Consider the following 19,298-nt stretch of genomic DNA (forward strand, 5'->3'; position numbering starts at 1 on the left):
AAAATATCTTTCCTTAGGTCTTTCTCTTTTTTGGTAAATTCTTTTTCTTCAATAAACGATTCCGCTTTACCGCCGGAGGTTTACGCCTACTTCCATCTTTCATTATAGGATTAATCTAATGAAAGGGTCAGGGTCAAATTCTCATTTAAATTTTAGAATAAATAAAAAGTTAGATGTTTATGGATATGATAAACCTAATGCCGCTTTATGGTGATTTGGCTTTGTATGAAGATTCCGAATATCTGCAACCTTTACTATTTTATTTATTTAAAATTTATCAAAGAACTTTTTTTATAAAAACTCTCCCTCAAAAATGAGTCTTTACAGAAAAACAAATAAGCATCGTGTTGTAAAATCTCCCCTACACAATCACAGTACTTACTAAGTATTAGATTTCAAAAAAGCAAAATATCATGCCTGATTTTATTGTTAACGGTTTCTTAATATTCAGAGAGAAAATACTTATAATTATCACTCTTTTCATTAAGTAAGTGTTCTTAAAATGAGTAATTAAGAGAGACACTTATTGTCCTTCCGCTCCAGGCTTTAAATACAACCTGATCAATATCTTCATCGTACTTATTTGTTGCTCCTGCTCCCAGACTATATCTTTCTCTTGGATTCACTCCATAGGGAACATCCGTAGTTTTACTATAACTATTAGTGTTATTATAAGTTTCTATACCTGTATCAAATATGTTTTTCATACTGCATTTTAATTCCAGATTTCTCTCTTTAAAAAATTTGTAACTTACCTGAGCATCCGTTATAGCGTATGGCATACGAATTTCTTCGGCCCTGTATTCAAATCCTACCAATATATATTGATCTCCAATAGCATTGCGTCTAAGACTAAAACCTAAACGATCACCTACATAGTCTAAACCAAGATTATAAGTATAAGGCGACTGCCCGTACAAAGGTCTGTTGGCTTCATAAAGTCCTCCCGTTCCATCTATATTAACATAAGAAGTTACTTTTGTATCATTGAAAGAAGCATTGCCATAAACAAACAAATCTTTCAAAATTTCGCCTTCACCTAAGAAAGAAAGGCTTTTATAAAACTCAAATTCAACTCCCCATAGTTTGGCATTGTTGGAGTTCAAAACGTAGATATCTCTTCCATCTGAAGGATTACGAAAACCAACTGATTCTATTGGATTATCAATGTCTTTATGATAAATACCAAAAGACAAAATTTCACCACCGGATGGAAACCATTCTACTTTTAAATCATAATTATTAGCTACACTTGAAACCAATCCATTTGAGTAATTGTAGACTTTAGCCGAACGAATTGGATCGTAATAAGGAATACCCAAACGCTCTGCAAATTGTGGACGCAAAACAGATTTATTATATCCCAATCTAACATTCATTTTATTAGTTGGACTAATTATTAAACTTGCCGATGGCAGAAATTGCCACATTTTATCATTACCTTGGTCTTTTGCTAAACCATCAGGATATTCAGACTGACTTTGTATTTCGGTATAAATGTAACTTTCTGCTCTTACTCCCCAAACCAACCTTACGTAACGGCCAATTTTATCATCGAGCATTAAAAATGGAGAATGTATTTTTACGTCGCCTTCATATTTATTACCGTATACGCCATAATCCTGCCATCCAAAACCTCCCCAATAATAATTTGATCCGTCTAAGAATTTAGAAAGCGGTTCATAAATAACAGCGCGGTCAGTTGGCTGACCAACCGTTATTAACTTAGCTGATTCTTGTTGATTTGTTGCTCTTTTGTAAGTCCCAAAATAACCTCCTTTAAGATCATTTGTAAAAGAATCTCCAAAATTAAAAGTGTATTTAAAATTAATCGCCCAGTTATAATCAGCCTCATCATTAGTAAAATTGCTTCGGCTAAACGGAAATCTCGTCTCAGCGTTATAAACACTATAAGATCTCAATATATCATCACCAACTTTTTCCTCGCCAATAGTTACAAATGTTGCGTCCTTGGTATCTTTTGCTACATTTCCATAAGCTCCATACCAATTAACTTCAAGGTTATCGAATTTGTGATTTCCTTCAATTTTATTCTGAATAAAAGTGGTGTAAACAGGATAATTAGACTCTGTAGTAGTTGGGAGTTTGCTACCGTCTAAAATCCCTTCTATAGAATCTTCATTTCCCCAACCTGTAATTTGGGTTAATTGATTGTTATAAATATGCATAACAGTATTGCGCATTGTAATTTTATGATTACCCAACTGAATACCCGCATTAAACATACCGCCCAAAGTCGAATTATAAGTATAATTGGCTCCTGAATTTTTAAAGCCATATTTTGCAAAAGTGGAGTACAATACTTTATCACTCTCCGGCGAAAAATCAGTATTACTTCTAAAATTTCTTTCTGTATGCTCAATTTCTAGTTTTTCCTGTGTATTCTTAAAAATTGCTGAACCAACAAATCCCCATTTGTTATTGTCTTTTAATTTATAAGTTCTTCCTATACCAAATTGCAATGTTGTTCCCGGAGCGCCATAGGTTTTATAGGTAGAAAAATTATCCTGAGTAAATAGTCTGCTATAATCCAAAAACGGACCTGATTGTGCCTCCGTTGTTGGTGGATCTATTGTGGCGCGGTTAGATGGATAATCACGTCGACCGTCATCAAATCCCCAATAATCATAATCACCTTCCTGTTTTGTCAATCGCTCTTTAAAAGCACTTTTGCTGTTATAAGAATTACTAATAGAAAAATTGGTGAAATTTTCTTTAGGAATATCCATCGTCTTAACTTCTACATATCCACCGGCAAAATTGGCGTACATATCCGGTGTTGCAGATTTGCTCACCACAATACTTTCGACAATAGCAGTTGGAATGATATCGAAAGAGAAATTTTGCTGATAAGCATCTGTACTTGGTAAAGCGATTCCGTCCATAACCGCCTGATTCCATCTTTCGCCCATAGAACGTACCACAACATATTTATCGCCAATTGTCGTTACACCCGTAATACGTTTTAATGAACTCGCTACATCTCTGTCAGGAGTTCTCGCAATTTGCTCTGCCGAAATACCGTCAGAAAACTGAGCCGCTTTTTTCTGTTGCAGCAACATACCTCCAACCGAAGCTGTGGCTTTTTTATAATCCTGAATAATAACAACTTCATTCAGTGATTGAGCATCTTCTTTTAAAGAAACTACAAGCGGAGTTTCTCCATTTTCAAGAACTTTAACTCCTGTAATTTTTTGCGTTTGAAACGAAATTGCGCTAATTTCAATCGTATATTCTCCTGGTTCTAATTCCAAAACATAATTACCATCAATATCTGATTGTGCGCCAATACTCAGTTCAGCTACTTTTATATTTACACCAGGTAACGAAAGTCCGTTGACATCTACGACTTTACCTGTAATTTTTCCCTTCTTTTTTTTTTTGTCACCGTCTTTACTATTTACGGCTATATTATTTTCGTTTCTTCTGAAATTTAAGTTGGTCATGTTTTGCAAATCACTCAAAATTTCATCTATCGAAACATTATCTTTTTTTAGTGTAACCAATGGCAAATCCAGATCTAAATCTTTTTGATAAACAAATTGATAAGGTGTGCGGGATTTTAGATTATCTATAATTTTTTGTGGTGAAGAATTTTTAAAATCAACCGATACAGTTCCGGTTTGTGCATAAATTGAATTTGTTCCGAAGAAAACCCCGAAAAATAAAATCCATAAGGCAACGACAAATCGCCTCGAAAATTCATTGTTCATAATTGATGATTGTTAGTTTATTAGAATTCTTTTTTTAATATGATTGTGGGCAAATATTTTCAGTTTAAAGCGAGCGATTCCTGACAACTTCTCTTAAATCATTTTTTTTTAGATTTAATTCCGTCGTAAATTATTGTTTCAAAATTTTTATAAACTTTTACCTGCTAATGAGAAAAGTACTGTTTCCGGTAGTTTGAATCTTGATTTCCAAAGCAAAAGCAATAGTCTGAAGCATTTCATACAAACCTTGTCTCGTATCAAGAGTTCCCTGAATTTTAAGATTCTTTAAATCTTCGTCTAAATACATTACCGAAAAATGATTATTTACTTTTAGCTTTTCCAGAACTTGGGCCAATGTTAATCCGTCAACATAGATTAAGACCTTTTTCCATTCCGGTTCAAGAACAAGAGATTTTTGTTTATTCAGCATCGAAGTTTCCGCTTCATAAATTGCCTTATCACCTCTTTCCAGCAATACAGTATTTTGTGTACTTTCGACTTTTACTTTTCCTGTTCTTACGTTTACTTCAGGTTGTTTATCGGCATAAGCTTTAATATTAAATGAAGTTCCAAGAACAGTCGTTTTTATAGCTCCGGAACTAATCACAAACGGATGTGACGGATCACGTTTTACTTCAAAAAAAGCTTCCCCTTTTAAAGTAACCGTTCTTTCTTTTCCAATAAAACTCTTAGGATATTCGATTTCAGAATTTTCATTTAACCAAACTCTCGTTCCATCAGGCAAATTTAAAAGTCGCACATCTTTACTAAATGTTATCGTTGAAGTAATTTCAGGTTTAACAAAACCAGACCTATTAAAAGCCTGATAAGCGCTAAAAGAAAGGATAATTACAGCACTTGCAGCAGCGGTCCAGTTATAAAAACTTCTATACTTATCAACTGTAGTCTTACGTATCGTATTCCACATACGAGTTGTGCTTTCATTTGGCAAAATACCTCTGTTGGGTATTGCGTCCCACTCTTCTCTTAATTTTCTGGATTTCATTAAAATCAACTTTAGTGTTTGGAAAATCATACATTAATCTCCACGATTCAACTACATTAGATTTCCAATGATTTAAATATCACGGGTAGTTGCATCTATTAATGTTTTCTTAATGTAGAAGAACATTTACTTAACTTTGACTTCAATGCAAAAAATGGATTATTGGCGCTAAAACAGGAGAAATCAGCCTAATTAAAAGGCTAAAAACACAAGTTAGTTTTAAGAGATAAATTCGGCCTGACTCACAAAAAAAAGCGCAAACCAATACAATTCGTGATTCTTAATCGAATTCTTTTTGAGAAATTGCAATGTCTTAGAAATTTGGTTTGCAACGGCGCTTGGAGACATATCCATTTCTGCCGCAATTTCTTTGTAACTGCGGTCTTCAAACTTATGAAGATTGAAAATTTTTCTTCTTTTAGCAGGGATTTTATTCAGCAGATATTCTATTTTTTCCAGTTTAAAACTAATATCATCATCGACTTCAGCGACATAATCTACTTCCTTAATCAACTGATCATTCTCTACAGAAAAAATTCTGTTTTGTTTCTTATACCATTTTGAGATTTCCTGCTTTGAGCTTTTAAACAAAATGGCTTCCAACTCAACATTCGGATCTAATTTTGTTCTGTACTTCCAAAGATGGATAAAAACATTTTGTGTCACATCTTCTGAATCTGCTAGCTGTGCAGTATATTTTTTTACAAAACAAAATATTTTAAAATGATATAAATCGTAGATTTCTTTAAAAGAGGAATCATCTCCATTTCGTAACCTTACTACCAAATTAGAACTCATAATGCAATTTTAAATTGTTAAAGAAGACCCTTACAAAAGTAAGACAAACCGCAATCGATATTTTTTGCGATTCGCTCATTTAATAATTTATTAATATTACCCTGTTGGCATATCAAGAAGATGCACCTTAGCCACAATATTGTCATTTCGATTTCTATGATAAAACCTTTTTTTTTCAGGAGCTAATCCCGCTATTCATTTCAATCTTTTGTGGCGAACCCCGCCACAAAAGGATTTCCACTTCTATCGGGGCTAGGTCAATCATTTTTCATAACAATATTTTCGTTTAGTTTGTCATTTCGAGGAACGAGACCCGAGCGATAGCGAACAGACGAAGTAAATCCCCACGAGTAGCTCGACAAAGATTAGATTCTCGTTGTGGAGTTACTCGTGGGGATTTCTCGTTCCTCGAAATGACAAAAATGAGAGTGAGTTTCTCGCAGATTCAGCAGATTACGCTAATAAAATCCATTTTAATCTGTGTTTTCGCAAAGCGAATCCGCGTCATCCGCGTGCAATTTTGAGCTTTTTATTGCAGAACTTTCTCAGTAATAGTATCTAACAAATTCGATCTCATTTTTGAATTTCTTTTATCAAGAAGAATTATAATTCCCCAATTTTTAGCTCTGTTATAACAGATAATAGAAGATTGTCCCATTGAATCACCAGATTTCATATAAAGCGTGTTTTTATCATCTGAATCAATATTTACAGCCAATCCTAATTCTCTGTTATCAACTTTATAGAACGTTTGTTCAGTAATTAATGCCGCTTTACCAACTGTAGTTTCTTTATTCAAAACCGCTTTAAGATATTTAACCATATCCGTAGCATTCGATTTTACTAATCCCGCAGGCGCAGTAACATTCCATTTGAAAAACTCCTGAATTCCTCCTTCAGGATTGTGACCAGTTGTTCTGTTTTTTACATCAAAATCTTTCGTTAGCGTATTATTCATATGTAACGGATTTATTATTTTTTCTCTAATAATTTCATCGTAACTCTTGTTATACGCTTTCTCTAGTATTTGTCCCAATAAAGTAATTCCAATTGTAGAATAACGGTATTTGCCATAATCTTTAAGTTCTGTACAATTATTGATAATGTCTGCCAATGTTTTTTCGGTCACATTATTTATTGGTTGTTGCGGATCTAGTGCAATTAATTTTCCGAAATCTATATCAGGCAAACCAGATTGATGAGAAGCTAAATCAGAAATTTTGATTTTGTTTTTTAAATTTTCATTCAAAACATATTGTTTAGGAAGATAATTGTCGATATAATCATCAAGCTTTATTTTGTTCTCCAAAACGGCTTGTGCAACTAAATTTGCAGTTAAAATCTTGGTAATAGAAGCAATTTCGAAAATAGAATTTTTATTAATTTCTGTTTTACTTTCTGCATTCAATTTTCCGTAAGAACTATAGAATTCTTTATTATTCTGAATAAAACCAACACTAATACCTACATCAGGATTCTTTTGATAATTGTCTTTAATTATGGAATCAATTTTTCTTGTAATGTCTTGTCCAAAAGAAAAAGTGCTTACTAATAATACTGCTGCTAATAATTTTAGGGAAGTTTTCATGGTATCGTTTTTTAAGGTTAGAAATTTATTCTGATACAAATCTCAGAAAGAAACCAGTCCTGCGCGACCGAATAAAAACACTCGTACTCATTTGTTTCAAAAAATAGGTACGAATAATAAAAACAAGAAGTACGAGTAATTACAAAGCGCTATTTTACAACATCTTAAAAACAAAATTCCAAAGCAAATTACAAAATATTGACAATATATAATCAAGAAAACAAAGCTGAATTTATTTAAAAAATTTACTCATACGAATTAAAAAACTTTGTTTTAACTTCTTCATTTAATTTTTCCGATTGCTTTTTTATCCAAAAATTAAAGCGCAACACCTCTATTTTATTTATTTTAATTAGGCATATTTGCATCTTCAAAATAAAATTTTAATGATAAAGATTAACAACGAGCAATCCTTTGCTTTAGAGAATGTACTTTTTTCGTTTGCTTTAGCAGTTGAAGCTGCCGATGTTTTTGATGGACAAAACACATTAATTACCGGAATTGGAAAAGTAAATGCTGCTTATGAACTTACCAAAGCTATACAGTCCAAAAAGCCGTCTCTTATTGTTAATCTTGGATCAGCCGGAAGTAGTCATTTCAAAAAAGGCGATGTTATTTGTTGTACCAAATTTGTACAAAGAGATATGGATGTTCGCGGATTAGGATATGCGTTATACGAAACGCCACTTTCTGATTTACCGGTAATTTTAGAATATGGTTTGACAATGCCGGAACTACAAATCGGGATTTGCGGAACCGGCGATAATTTTGAAATGGGACACGACACAAAAATATATGACGTCGTAGATATGGAAGCTTACGCACTTGCTATGATTGCGATGAAAGAGAATATTCCGTTTTTATGTCTAAAATATATTTCAGACGGCGCAGATGATAATGCTGCCGACGACTGGATGATTCAGGTTCATAAAGCCGCTGAAGCTTATGGGAAAATTTTAAATTTAAAAAAGTAACAATTCTTCTATTTAGAGATTTAGAATTTCCTGTTACTTTGTTTAATTAATTCCAGCTGCTAGCTTAATAAATCCGTTTTTATCCGCGTTTTTACGAAGTAAATCTGTTTTATCCGCGTCAAAATTAGACGCTGATTTTACTGATTCGCTAAAGCGAAAACGCTGATAAAAACGGATTTTTCTAATTATTAACCAATAACTTTAATTAATTAAATCATTTATTTGGAAGCATCCAAAAGTATCGCCAATTATATACAAGGCAAATCAGAGCGATTGCTCCAGGCATGATTTGTTCCTCTTTGTACGACAATATCTCCCGCTTGCAATAAAGTTTCGCCTTCGTCTACAATTAAATAAATTTCCCCAGAAAGAATAATGATATAATCCAGAGTTTCTGTTTGATGCATTAACGGATGTGGCTGATTTTCTGGCGCTACAATCCCTAAATCTTTATCAGGCGGAATCTGTACATATCTAAAATAACTTCCGTTTAAAGGTGTATTAGGAAAAGCTGTATTCTCAATAATTTTCTCTTCAAATTTCGCCGGAGCACTATCTGTTGACCAAATATCCGAAATTATCAGACCCGGAAAATGTTCTGAAACATTGGTTACTATAGAATCTTCTTCGATTATTGATTTTCCGTTGTGTAAACCCGTGACAACTCTTCTTGGAATTGTTTTCATATTGTATTGATTTTATTTTTTGAATCTTATCAAGTTTTTATTTGTCATTTCGACTGAAAAGAGAAATCACACAAGTAATTCGACAAAGATTGGCGATTTTGATTGTATTACGAAGCTAAATATCATTAAGTTAAACTTTATAAAATAAAATCATTGCAAATCAAATCCGTGTTTATCCGCGTTTTTACGAAGTAAATCTGTTTTATCCGCGTCAAAATTAGACGCTGGTTTTACTGATTCGCTAAAGCGAAAACGCTGATAAAAACGGATTTTCCTAATTACTTTCTTGACTAATTCGTTTATAATTTATCTTTCGCCTATTTGCATTACTAATTTCTTTCCTTGTGTTTTATTCTCGCGTAATATTGAATGTGCAGTTGTAACTGTAGAAACCTCTAAACCTCCAACTACTTGAATTTCTGGCGGTGAGATTATTCCGTTTTGCAAAAATAATCTTAACTCATTTAATCCGTTTTTGTAATAATCATAACGTTTTTCAAGTCCGTAAACGTAGTTCGAGATATTTAAGATTGTAGCGCCTTTTGTAAAAAGAATTCCCCGCGATTCTGGTGTCGAAAAATTAGTTACATCTACATAAACTCCGTTTGTTTTTAGGAGTCTCGCGCCAATTTCTGCTGTGTTGTTTCCTACCAAATCCACAACAAAATCAAAGTTTTTATTTTCATTTAAAGAAAGTGCGGTTTCGTAGATCTCCTCTTTTTTATAGTTGATGATTTTTTCTGGCTTAACACCAAGCCCAAGTAAGGCATTGATACTATTTTCATTTCCAGCCGTAACAATAAAATTCTCATAGTTATTTGCAATAAGTAATTTCACGAGCATATTGCCCACTCCGCCCGCAGCGCCTGTAATTAAAACCGAATCCGAAAGAGAAGCGTTCATGCGGTTAAACGATTGCAAAGCCGTTAAACCCGCAGACGGAATTGCCGCAGCTTCTTCGAAAGAAATGTTCGAAGGTTTATGTACCGCAATGGCTTCAGGAATAGAAATATATTCGGCATAAGTCCCATTAGATCCCATACTTCCTGATCCGCATAAAACAGCATCTCCTATTTTAAAATCGGTTACGTTTGTGCCAATTGCTGAGACAATTCCGGAAAACTCACGACCGAGAATTGGAGAACGCAAAAGCTTTCTTTCTGATCCGTCTTCGGTCATTTGATAATCAATCGGATTAAAACCTGAAGCTATAATTTTTACCTGAATTTGATTGTTTTCAGGTTGCGGAATTTCTATTTCTTCCAGAAGAAACTCTCTGTTTTCTTGTAGTACAATTGCTTTCATTTTTATTGTTTTATTATACAAAAATATAGTGCTAAAGCTTTATTTTTGTTATAGGTTAACCCGAGGTAACCGGTTACCAAATAGAAACTAGTATGGCAAAAATTAATGATAACGGAATACTTCGTGAAGCCAATTGTTCAGAAGAACTTATGGCAATGCGCGACAGTTTGGATGTATTGGGTGGAAAATGGAAACTTATGATTCTGCGTTTCTTAACGAATCGAACGCATCAAACGATTCATTTTAAGAAAATGCAACGTGAAATTGGAGGAATCTCGGCTAAAATGCTCAGTAAGGAATTAAAAGAACTGGAGACAAATTTACTCGTAAGCCGAACGGAACAAGATACTAAACCCGCAACTGTTGCTTATGCAATTACAGAATATGGAAAATCTGTGCTTCCCGTAACCGAAACATTGGTAAATTGGGGAATTACACACAGAGAGAAAATTATCGAATCTCTAAAGTAATTCTTTTTTTTTCGGAAACCAATTTCATTCCGTTAGGAATGTTTGGTCGGTTGAACCAAATTTGAATTGCGATTTATACGCTCCGTAGGAACGTTTGGTAAATGCTCCATAATCTATTCTTGTGTCAGATGTCCTTACAGGACATAACTCCAATCAATATCATTTTTTTTCTACCGACGAGATATTCCTACGGAATATTATCAATAAGAAACCCAACAGGTTTTAATCCCGAGGCTTCGGGACTATCGGGTTTATGTTATCAATGTTTATCTCATGTATTACTCGAAGTTAAACCATTCATTTACTTCTTCGGCTATAGTTTCTTTAATTTCAGGATTTTCAAATTCATTTGTAACCGAATTATACTCGTAATCTTTCTGCCATTTTTTAGAATGTAAAGCAACTTGTTCAATTGCATCGCAGATAAACGAAAGTTCATCATTTGTCATAATTGGATGCAGTGATAAACGAACCCAACCAGGTTTATTGGTTTGGTTTTTCTCTAAAAGTTCACTTGTAATTATTGCTGATTTTTTCTCATTTATATTAAAAAGATAATGCGCATAAGTACTCGCACAAGACCAACCGCCACGAACCTGAATTCCGAAACGGTCATTTAAAAGTCGTACAATAAGATTATAATGAATGTCTTCGATTACGAAAGAAACACAACCTATTCGATCCGTTTTAAGGTCTCCTAAAATAGACAAACCTTTTATTTTTTGAAGTCTGGAAAAACAAAGATCAAGTAATTCTTTTTCTCTGTTTTTAATATTTGAAACTCCCATTTTATCTTTTAATTCTAAAGCTAAGGCAGTTCTTATTACTTGTAGAAAGCCTGGCGTCCCACCATCTTCTCTAACTTCTATGACCTCGCTATAACAATATTTTCCTAACGGATTTGTCCATTTTACATTTCCTCCGCCGGGATTATCCGGAAAATCAGATTTGTATAATTGCTCATTAAAAACCAAAACACCACAAGTTCCTGGTCCGCCTAAGAATTTATGAGGCGAAAAGAAAATAGCATCTAATTGCTGTTTCGGATCTTTTGGATGCATATCGATTTTGACATATGGCGCCGAAGCAGCAAAATCAACAAAACAAAGTCCGCCGTTTTCATGCATAATTTTAGCTAATTCATGATAAGGCGTAATAATTCCTGTTACATTTGAACAAGCCGTAAATGAACCAATTTTTATACTTCTGTCAGCATATTTTTTAATTTCTTCCGAAAGAATATTCGGGTCGACCAAATTGTTTTCATCAGGAGGCAAAATCACAACTTCGGCATTGGTTTCATACCACGAAACCTGATTAGAATGGTGCTCCATGTGCGTGATAAAAACAACAGGTTTATCATTATCATCATTTGCTCGCAAGCCCATTATTCTTTGCAGTTTTGATAAAGCGGCCGTCATTCCGGTTCCGGTCGTAACCAAAACATCAGATTGGCTGGCATTAACAGATTTTTTTATGACATCTCTGGCATATTGATAAGCATAAGTCGAAGTTTTTCCGGTTTGACTTGAAAGTGAATGCGTATTGGCAATCATTGGACCAATTTTATTAAGCATAATATCCTCGATCGGAACGTATAATCTTCCGCTGGCAACCCAATCTGCATACAGCAAATTTTGTTTTCCATAAACCGATTTAAAAGTGTGATCTACGCCTACTGTGTTTTCTCTGAATTTAGAAAAATAACACTCCAATTCAATTGGTTTCGTTTCTGTCTCAATAGCATTCATTTCCTTATCATTTAAATTAACTAAATTTATTATTGTTTGTATTTTAAACACATAGAAACATAGATTCTATTCTAAATAAAAGATGTTTGAAAAAATCTAGATTTTCACACATAATCCCAAAGCTCGATATCATTAAATTAAGCTTTAAACACAATCCCTTTGTGATCTTAAAGCAAAGCGTAATTCTCAAAACTTTGCGAACTTTGCGTAATCCTTTGTGAACTTTGCGGTAAAATTTTCTTTGTCGAGTTAGATACAAGGCTTCTCCCGAAGTTTCAGGATTTGTTAAAACGCCTATCTATATAAAGAGAAACTATGTTTCTATGCGTTTAAAAAATTAATTTGCTTGTCCTAAAAGTGCTTTAAGCGTAGTTTGTAATTCTTCTCCGTGAAGATTTTTTGCTACGATAATTCCTTTTGAATCCACTAAATAATTCCCCGGAATTGCTCTTACACCATATAATTTAGCAACGGCGCTGTTCCAGAAAAGTAAATCAGAAACGTGTGTCCAGGTCAAATTATCATCCTGAATACCTTTGATCCAGTTTTCTTTCTTTTTATCCAAAGAGATTCCGATAATGTTGAATCCTTTATCATGAAATTCTTTGTAAGCCGCTACGATATTTGGGTTTTCTTTTCGGCAAGGTCCACACCATGAAGCCCAGAAATCCACTAAAGTGTAACCGCCTTTTAAATTTTCATAAAAGCGAACTGGTTTTCCTTCTGGATTAGTGCTGGTAAAATCAGGGGCTTTTTTTCCAACCGCCAATCCGTTCAAAACGGTAACCAGTTCTTTTAATTCTTTCACGTAAGTGGTACTTTGAAGGCTTTTATCAAGCAAAGCAATATTTTGAGTGATTTGCTCCGGCGTTAATCTGTACGACCAGTTTCTGTATAAAACATAAGCCGAAACGATAGATTTTGGATTTTCTGTAATGAATTTACTGATTTCTACATCTTTCGATTTTCTGTAGGTTTCGAATAAATTCTGAGTTTCAGAACCTTCAACTACAGATCCGCTATAGTATTTTTTTGGATTTAATTTTACAGTTATTGGACCTTTTTCAAGGAAAATATATAATGGACTGTCTTCTGTATTTACGCTTAAACCGTATAATTCAGGCGTTTTTACTTTGGTTTTAAAACTAAAATTTCCGTCTTTTACTTTTACCGAATCAATTGTGGTAAACATTTTATTGTGGAATTTCTGGAGATAAACATATTGCGCAACTGTATCTACAACAGTTCCTTTTAATTGCAAGCTGGTGTCTTGCGCCTGAGTTTGTGTAACTCCAAGAAATAAAGCGAAACCTAATAGTATTTTCTTCATTTTGTTTTGATTTTTAAGTGATAATATGATTTTTATTTTAGTTGAAATTAGACAACAGAATTCCTTTAACCCAATGCAAAATGGATTTTAGCAAATGCTATTTAAAGGGAAATTGGATAGAGTTTAATGCTTTCGCATTCGGAAAACAGCAATACTATTTGCATCAAAAATTGAATTCAAAAATTCATAAGCCGCGTATAAAGTTGAGTCTGTTTTCATTTTAAAAAATAAATAATTTCTAACATTCATGATCTTATTCAGATTTTGAGGAAATCTTTCTTATCTGTCCCGCAAGGCAGGAAGGATTTAGCACCTTATTCGGTAACAGGTTGCTAAGACATCATTGGGCCTATTCCCTCAGTCTTTCTGGATAAGTATCATACAGAAGTTTTCTGTGATACAAATATATATACTAATTCTATAAAATTAGTATAGTTTAAGAATATTTTTTCAGAAATTATTCAAACAGCCTATTTTCTATATCATAAATGACTGTAAAATAAATATTTATCTATAAAAAATTCTTTTGAAGTTTTCTTATTTTATAACATAAATTCATACACTTGATTGATGAAAAACATCAAATATCATTTTTATGTTGTAGAAAAAGCATAAAAAAACTCATTCCGTTTTTGAAATGAGTTTGCTTATTTTTATCGTAACTATATATCGCCCTGATGGGGCTCCACTTAAATTAATAAATTCTTTTCTATAAATATTACATTCCTAACGGAATTTTATTCAGCCCTGGAGGGGCATCATATTTATAGCACGAACAATTGCTATATGTTAAAAAAGCTTCAGAGAAGCGACATAGCATCAGCCTTACATTAAGCCCTGAAAGACATCATATTTACAGAAAAAAACAATTATAATATATTAAAAAGCTTCAGAGAAGCGACATGAAATTTTATACAAAAACCAGATTACAACCTCAAATCCTCAAAATAAGCTGTCGTTTCTTCAATTAAGGAATGCATTAATGCTGTCGCCTTTGTGTGTTTTAAAATTGGCGAAATTTGTCCTCCCCAGAATAATATCATATACCATTTTTGTTGATCTAGCGCTGCTTTTCGCAATGGCGAAATAAAAGTCGTTTGTAACGGAAAAGGCAGGACATCTAATTCTTTCCCTATTATATCTTTTGCGATTCGGCTTGTGATGCCGCGTCCTAGTCTTCCTGTGTAAGCTCGTGAAAGTGTTGTGTATTTTGCTGCATCCGAAAACAGCATTTCTCTGTGAATTGGTAATGCATTCGATTCATCGGTGGCTAAAAATGCTGTCCCAATTTGGGCTGCGCTTGCGCCTAATGTTAAAGCTGCGGCAATTCCTTTTCCGTCCGCGATTCCTCCAGCGGCAATAATAGGAGTTTTAATTTTTTCGCGCATTAACTGTAGTAAAACAAAAGTTCCGGTTACAGATGATTCGGCTGAAGCCAAAAAAGAAGGTCGGTGTCCTCCTGCTTCAAAACCCGAAGCGATAATCATATCAACACCTTTGCTTTCGAGAAAAATAGCTTCGTCAAGTGTTGTAGCTGCTCCTACGGTTACAATTCCTAATTTTCGGCATTGTTCTAAAACATCATCCGAAGGAACGCCAAACATAAAGCTGAAAACTTTTGGTTTAACATCTAAAATAACTTGCAATTGATTATCAAATCTCGATTGAAACGGCGCTGCTTTTTCCGGTAACGGAATCCCAACTTCGTCATAATAAGGTTTGAAAAGCGCTTTTGTTTTCTCGAATTGTTCATCGGTTAAACCGCCATCTGGAATATCATGATCCGAAACCCAAAGATTAATATTATAGGGTTTATTCGTTGCTGCTTTTATTTGCTTGTCGGCTTCATAAATTTCCTGCGGAGTTAAAGTATAAGCTCCGTAACCGCCTAATCCGCCAAGATTAGAAACCGTTGCTGTTAATTCTACGGTTGATAAATTACCGCCAAAAGGTCCTTGCAATATCGGATAATCAATTCCTAACAGTTCCTTCGCTTTTGTATTGTACCACATCGCTTTAGAGTTTAAATTATTCGCTAACGTCTGTCAACATTTTATTGACAATAATCCATTTGCCGTCAATCTTATGGAAAGATAAAAAATCCCGATAATTAAAGTTGTACATTTTAACATTAATCTCTGCAATCGCTATTGAATTCACGACTTTTATGTTCAGAATTTCACCTTTAAAAGGTTTTCCGGAATCTTTTGGACTTTGTCTGTTTTTTACGCCATCCAAATAAAGATCTACAGTTTTGAAGTAAGCTTGTCCTTTAACATCACCAAAAAGTAACGATCCGGGATGAAAAATACTTCCCAGCAACATTTCGTCTCCTTCATAAATTCCTTTGAAATAATAGTTTTCTACTACCTCAGTAATTGCTTTTATTTCTACTTGTTGATTTTCCATTTTAATTTTATTTTGTGCTTTAAGTCCTGCCGTTAAGCAGGACATCAAAGCTATTAGTATTGCAAAAGTTTTCAACTTAATTCAAATTATGTCCAGCTGCTTTACCTCCGTCAACATTGATAATTGATCCGGTAATAAAGTTGCTTTTTGCCACGGTATAAACCATTTCGGCAACATCGTCGATCTCTCCTACTCGGTTTAATAAATGTAAACCTGCACTTTGATCTGCGTTATCGCCATGCATTGGAGTTCTGATAACGCCTGGCGCAACGGTATTTATGCGGATATTTTGTTTTCCAAATTCTGCTGCCAATTGAATCGTCAATGCGTGAATTGCACCTTTACTCGAAACCGGAGCCGAAGCTGGCCATCCGCCCAATCCGTGGTTTACTAGCGGTGTTCCTATATTGATTACGACACCGCCTTTTTGTTCTAACATTTGCGGAATTACGGCTTGTGTAGTGAAGAAAGTTCCTTTTAGGTTTGTTGTTAGAAATTTATCCAAATATGCTTCGTCAACTTCCAAAAATGGTTTGCTGTCAAAAATTCCGGCATTATTTACCAATACATCTGCTGATCCAAATTTTTGAATTGCTAAAGCAACTAATTGTTTTCCGGTTTCTACATTACTCACATCGCCTGCAAACATTGCAAGATTATCTCCTGCTCCAAATTCATTAAAAGCGTTTTCTAATGCGCTTGGCGTTAATGAATTGATGACAACATTATCTCCTCTGTCCAAAAAGTATTTGGCGATTCCTTTTCCTATTCCAGATGCTGCTCCGGTCACTATTATGGTTTGTTTTTTCATGATATTTATTTTTTATCGGCTGTAATGCCTTTTTCTCTTAATACTGATACTTGTTCTCCTGCGTAACCCCAATCGTCCAATTCAATTTCCTGAATTACAACGTGAGTTAAGTGCGGATCTTTGTTTAAAACGTCTGTAATCAAATTGGTTATTCCGCTTATTAATTCCTGTTTTTGCTCGCGAGTTACTCCTTCGCGGGTCAATTCTATTTTTACGTAAGGCATGACTTTAGTTTTTAGATTATTCTAAATTAGATTGCTTGTGCAGTAATATTGAAATCCAATTCAAAATCATTGTAAATCAATGTATCACCCAAATCTTTGAAGAAATTCCCTGAACGGAATCTAATATCATATTTGGTACGATCAATAACCAATTTACCAGAAAGTGTAATTGCATTTTCAGCATTTTCTAAACTCGCTTCAAAACCAACAACATGCGAAATATCTTTTATAGTAAGATTGCCTTCAAGATAATAAGTGTTGTCTGCTACTTCTTTCACAGAAAGAATATCAAAAGATGCGGTTGGAAATTTTTCGATAGAGAAAAAATCATCTGAAGCAAGATGTCCAGCGAATTGTTCGTTTGCTGCAGTATCTGTAATGTCCAGAATTTTTATTGTAGAGGTATTAATAACAATATTACCTCCTTTTACTTTTCCACCATTCAAGATGAAATTACCTTCTTTGATACCAATTGTACCATTATGTGCACCGGTAACTTTTCTACCAGTCCATTCTACGTTGCTATTTGAGCTTACGATTTTAAAATTTGTTGTTTCCATTTTTATTGTATTTAAGTGTGTTTAAAACTACAATACAAAGGAACGGCGGATATAAAAATTGGTTACGTGACCTAGATCACATTCTTTTTTTTTGAGGTTCAAAGGGGCAAAGTTGCAAAGGTGCAAAGGATTTTACATAGAGATAAAATTAACCATTGCCTGTGGTTTCAACTACAGGGATTTAGATTATGATAATGAATTGCGCCAATAGATTGTATTCCCATGGTTGAAACCACGGGCAATGCAACATTTGTGGCGATAAAAAATCTACTTAAATCTGTAGAATCTGCGAGAAACTTATTTTCGTTTTTGTCATTTCGACAGAGGAGAAATCACACGCGGGATTCGACAAATATTGGCGATTTAGTTTGAGGAGTTACTTGCGGAGATCCCTCGTTCCTCGGGATAACAAACTACACGTAAACACATAATAATAATAATAATAATAATAAACTATTTATGAGCCTGCAATCTACTTAAAGTTTCTCTTGAAACGCCCAAATAAGCAGCAATCAAATGTTTGGGAACAAGATTATACAATTGAGGATATAATGCCAAAAGTTCTTCGTAGCGGGTTTTGACATTGTTATTCATAAAAGATAAAAGCCTTTTCTGTGAGGCGATATATCCTTTATTGGTTCTCCAGCGAAAAAAATGTTCTACCTGATGGAATTCCTTACACAGTTTTTCGCGGTCACTATTAGAAATACAAAGTACTTCGGCATCTGTAATGCAATCAATATTTATGGTTGCAATTGTTTGATTGTATAATGCATTATAATCCGAAGTCCACCATGTAGGCATGGCAAACTGAAGAATATACATCTTGATTTCGTCGTTTATAAAAAAAGCTTTTAGACAACCCAAAATCACAAAATATTCGCAATCAACATGATCTCCGGCGCTTACAATCGTTTGTCCTTTCTTGAAGGAAAGCGGTGAAAAATGAGAAAAAAAATAATCGAATTCCTCGTCCGACAATAAAGCGGTTTTGGTAATATGTTCTTTTAGTAGTTCTTTGGCTCCCATTCTTGTTGTATGAATTTCTGTTGTTGAGAAAGTATTTTTCAAAGTTACGAAATCGGATTACATCAAAACTTTAGTTCTGTAGAAAAGCTTAAAGTTTAGAATGTCTGATTCAAATCTCAAATTGTCCGTTTCGGCAAAAAAGCAATATGATTCCGAAGCCTTCTGTCGCAAATTTGTCCTGTTTAACAACTTAAAAATTAAAATCATGAACACAAAAACAACAAAAATTATTTATTGGACAGGAATTATTTTAACTTCTTTATGGTTTGGTGCCAGCGGATTTTTTGAACTTACAACAAATCCTGTAGTTTGGAAAATCACACAACAACTAGGTTATCCTACACACTTTATTTATTTGCTTGGCGTAATGAAAGTATCCGGAGTTATTACACTTTTGATTCCGAATAAATTATTAAGGTTGAAAGAATGGGTATTTGCAGGCGTTTTCTTCGACATCATTTTTGCTTTCTTTTCAAAAGTAGCAGTATTAGGTTTTCCTGCTACAATCGATGCGATAATTGCCTTTATTATGGTAAGCGTAACGTATATTATGTTTAGAAAATTATACACTGCAACTTACGTTAAAAACGAAATCGAAGCTTAATAATTCTCCTTCATTTCAG

Annotated in this window: 17 protein-coding genes and 1 riboswitch; of the genes, 3 read left to right on the plus strand and 14 right to left on the minus strand. The window is 34.0% G+C overall.

Features of this window, described 5'->3' with window-relative positions:
• Positions 1-497: 497 nt before the first annotated feature.
• The 4 genes from CLU81_RS00475 to CLU81_RS00490 form a co-directional block, all read right to left on the minus strand.
• A complete protein-coding gene (locus tag CLU81_RS00475) occupies positions 498-3,734 on the minus strand; it encodes a TonB-dependent receptor (RefSeq protein WP_099708031.1) in 3,237 nt (1,078 codons plus the stop codon).
• 157 nt (positions 3,735-3,891) lie between these two features.
• Positions 3,892-4,740 carry a FecR family protein gene (locus CLU81_RS00480; protein WP_099708032.1) on the minus strand — a complete coding sequence of 283 codons (849 nt, stop codon included), beginning with the start codon at positions 4,738-4,740 and terminating at the stop codon, positions 3,892-3,894.
• Between the two features lie 219 nt (positions 4,741-4,959).
• On the minus strand, positions 4,960-5,538 hold the full coding sequence (locus CLU81_RS00485; RefSeq protein ID WP_099708033.1) for an RNA polymerase sigma factor: 579 nt from the start codon (positions 5,536-5,538) through the stop codon (positions 4,960-4,962).
• A 529-nt stretch (positions 5,539-6,067) separates the two neighbouring features.
• Positions 6,068-7,126, minus strand: coding sequence for a serine hydrolase (locus CLU81_RS00490; RefSeq protein ID WP_099708034.1), 1,059 nt, complete (start codon positions 7,124-7,126; stop codon positions 6,068-6,070).
• A gap of 386 nt (positions 7,127-7,512) precedes the next feature.
• Here CLU81_RS00490 and CLU81_RS00495 point away from each other — a divergent pair, with 386 nt between their 5' ends.
• Positions 7,513-8,100 (plus strand): nucleosidase, encoded by a 588-nt coding sequence (locus CLU81_RS00495; protein WP_099708035.1) that lies wholly within the window; start codon positions 7,513-7,515, stop codon positions 8,098-8,100.
• A 248-nt stretch (positions 8,101-8,348) separates the two neighbouring features.
• On the opposite strand, the gene CLU81_RS00500 is transcribed toward CLU81_RS00495, so the two are convergent.
• The gene (locus CLU81_RS00500; RefSeq protein WP_099708036.1) at positions 8,349-8,786 is read right to left on the minus strand and encodes a cupin domain-containing protein; all 438 of its coding nucleotides are present in this window, start codon (positions 8,784-8,786) and stop codon (positions 8,349-8,351) included.
• A gap of 306 nt (positions 8,787-9,092) precedes the next feature.
• On the minus strand, positions 9,093-10,091 hold the full coding sequence (locus CLU81_RS00505; protein ID WP_099708037.1) for an NADP-dependent oxidoreductase: 999 nt from the start codon (positions 10,089-10,091) through the stop codon (positions 9,093-9,095).
• A gap of 92 nt (positions 10,092-10,183) precedes the next feature.
• Here CLU81_RS00505 and CLU81_RS00510 point away from each other — a divergent pair, with 92 nt between their 5' ends.
• Entirely contained in the window at positions 10,184-10,561 is a 378-nt protein-coding gene (locus CLU81_RS00510; protein ID WP_099708038.1) for a helix-turn-helix domain-containing protein, read from the plus strand.
• 278 nt (positions 10,562-10,839) lie between these two features.
• Here CLU81_RS00510 and CLU81_RS00515 read toward each other — a convergent pair whose 3' ends face one another.
• From CLU81_RS00515 to CLU81_RS00550, 8 genes are all read right to left on the minus strand, one after another.
• Positions 10,840-12,312, minus strand: coding sequence for an aminotransferase class V-fold PLP-dependent enzyme (locus tag CLU81_RS00515; RefSeq protein WP_099708039.1), 1,473 nt, complete (start codon positions 12,310-12,312; stop codon positions 10,840-10,842).
• Between the two features lie 337 nt (positions 12,313-12,649).
• Positions 12,650-13,642, minus strand: a complete 993-nt coding sequence (locus CLU81_RS00520; protein WP_099708040.1) for a TlpA disulfide reductase family protein — start codon at positions 13,640-13,642, stop codon at positions 12,650-12,652.
• 276 nt (positions 13,643-13,918) lie between these two features.
• Positions 13,919-14,019: riboswitch (SAM riboswitch) on the minus strand.
• A gap of 549 nt (positions 14,020-14,568) precedes the next feature.
• Positions 14,569-15,654 (minus strand): nitronate monooxygenase family protein, encoded by a 1,086-nt coding sequence (locus CLU81_RS00525; RefSeq protein ID WP_099708041.1) that lies wholly within the window; start codon positions 15,652-15,654, stop codon positions 14,569-14,571.
• A 16-nt stretch (positions 15,655-15,670) separates the two neighbouring features.
• A complete protein-coding gene (locus CLU81_RS00530) occupies positions 15,671-16,051 on the minus strand; it encodes a nuclear transport factor 2 family protein (protein WP_233209620.1) in 381 nt (126 codons plus the stop codon).
• A 76-nt stretch (positions 16,052-16,127) separates the two neighbouring features.
• Complete coding sequence (locus tag CLU81_RS00535) at positions 16,128-16,862, minus strand: SDR family NAD(P)-dependent oxidoreductase (RefSeq protein ID WP_099708043.1); 735 nt, start codon at positions 16,860-16,862, stop codon at positions 16,128-16,130.
• 5 nt (positions 16,863-16,867) lie between these two features.
• Complete coding sequence (locus tag CLU81_RS00540) at positions 16,868-17,086, minus strand: 4-oxalocrotonate tautomerase family protein (protein ID WP_042564553.1); 219 nt, start codon at positions 17,084-17,086, stop codon at positions 16,868-16,870.
• Between the two features lie 26 nt (positions 17,087-17,112).
• Positions 17,113-17,646 (minus strand): YceI family protein, encoded by a 534-nt coding sequence (locus tag CLU81_RS00545; protein ID WP_099708044.1) that lies wholly within the window; start codon positions 17,644-17,646, stop codon positions 17,113-17,115.
• Between the two features lie 453 nt (positions 17,647-18,099).
• A complete protein-coding gene (locus CLU81_RS00550; protein WP_233209621.1) occupies positions 18,100-18,717 on the minus strand; it encodes a Crp/Fnr family transcriptional regulator in 618 nt (205 codons plus the stop codon).
• Positions 18,718-18,880: 163 nt separating this feature from the next.
• On the opposite strand from CLU81_RS00550, the gene CLU81_RS00555 reads away from it, so the two are divergent.
• Positions 18,881-19,279, plus strand: coding sequence for a DoxX family protein (locus CLU81_RS00555; RefSeq protein ID WP_099712618.1), 399 nt, complete (start codon positions 18,881-18,883; stop codon positions 19,277-19,279).
• Positions 19,280-19,298: the final 19 nt, after the last annotated feature.

Origin of the sequence: Flavobacterium sp. 9 (assembly GCF_002754195.1) — a bacterium.
GTDB lineage: Bacteria > Bacteroidota > Bacteroidia > Flavobacteriales > Flavobacteriaceae > Flavobacterium.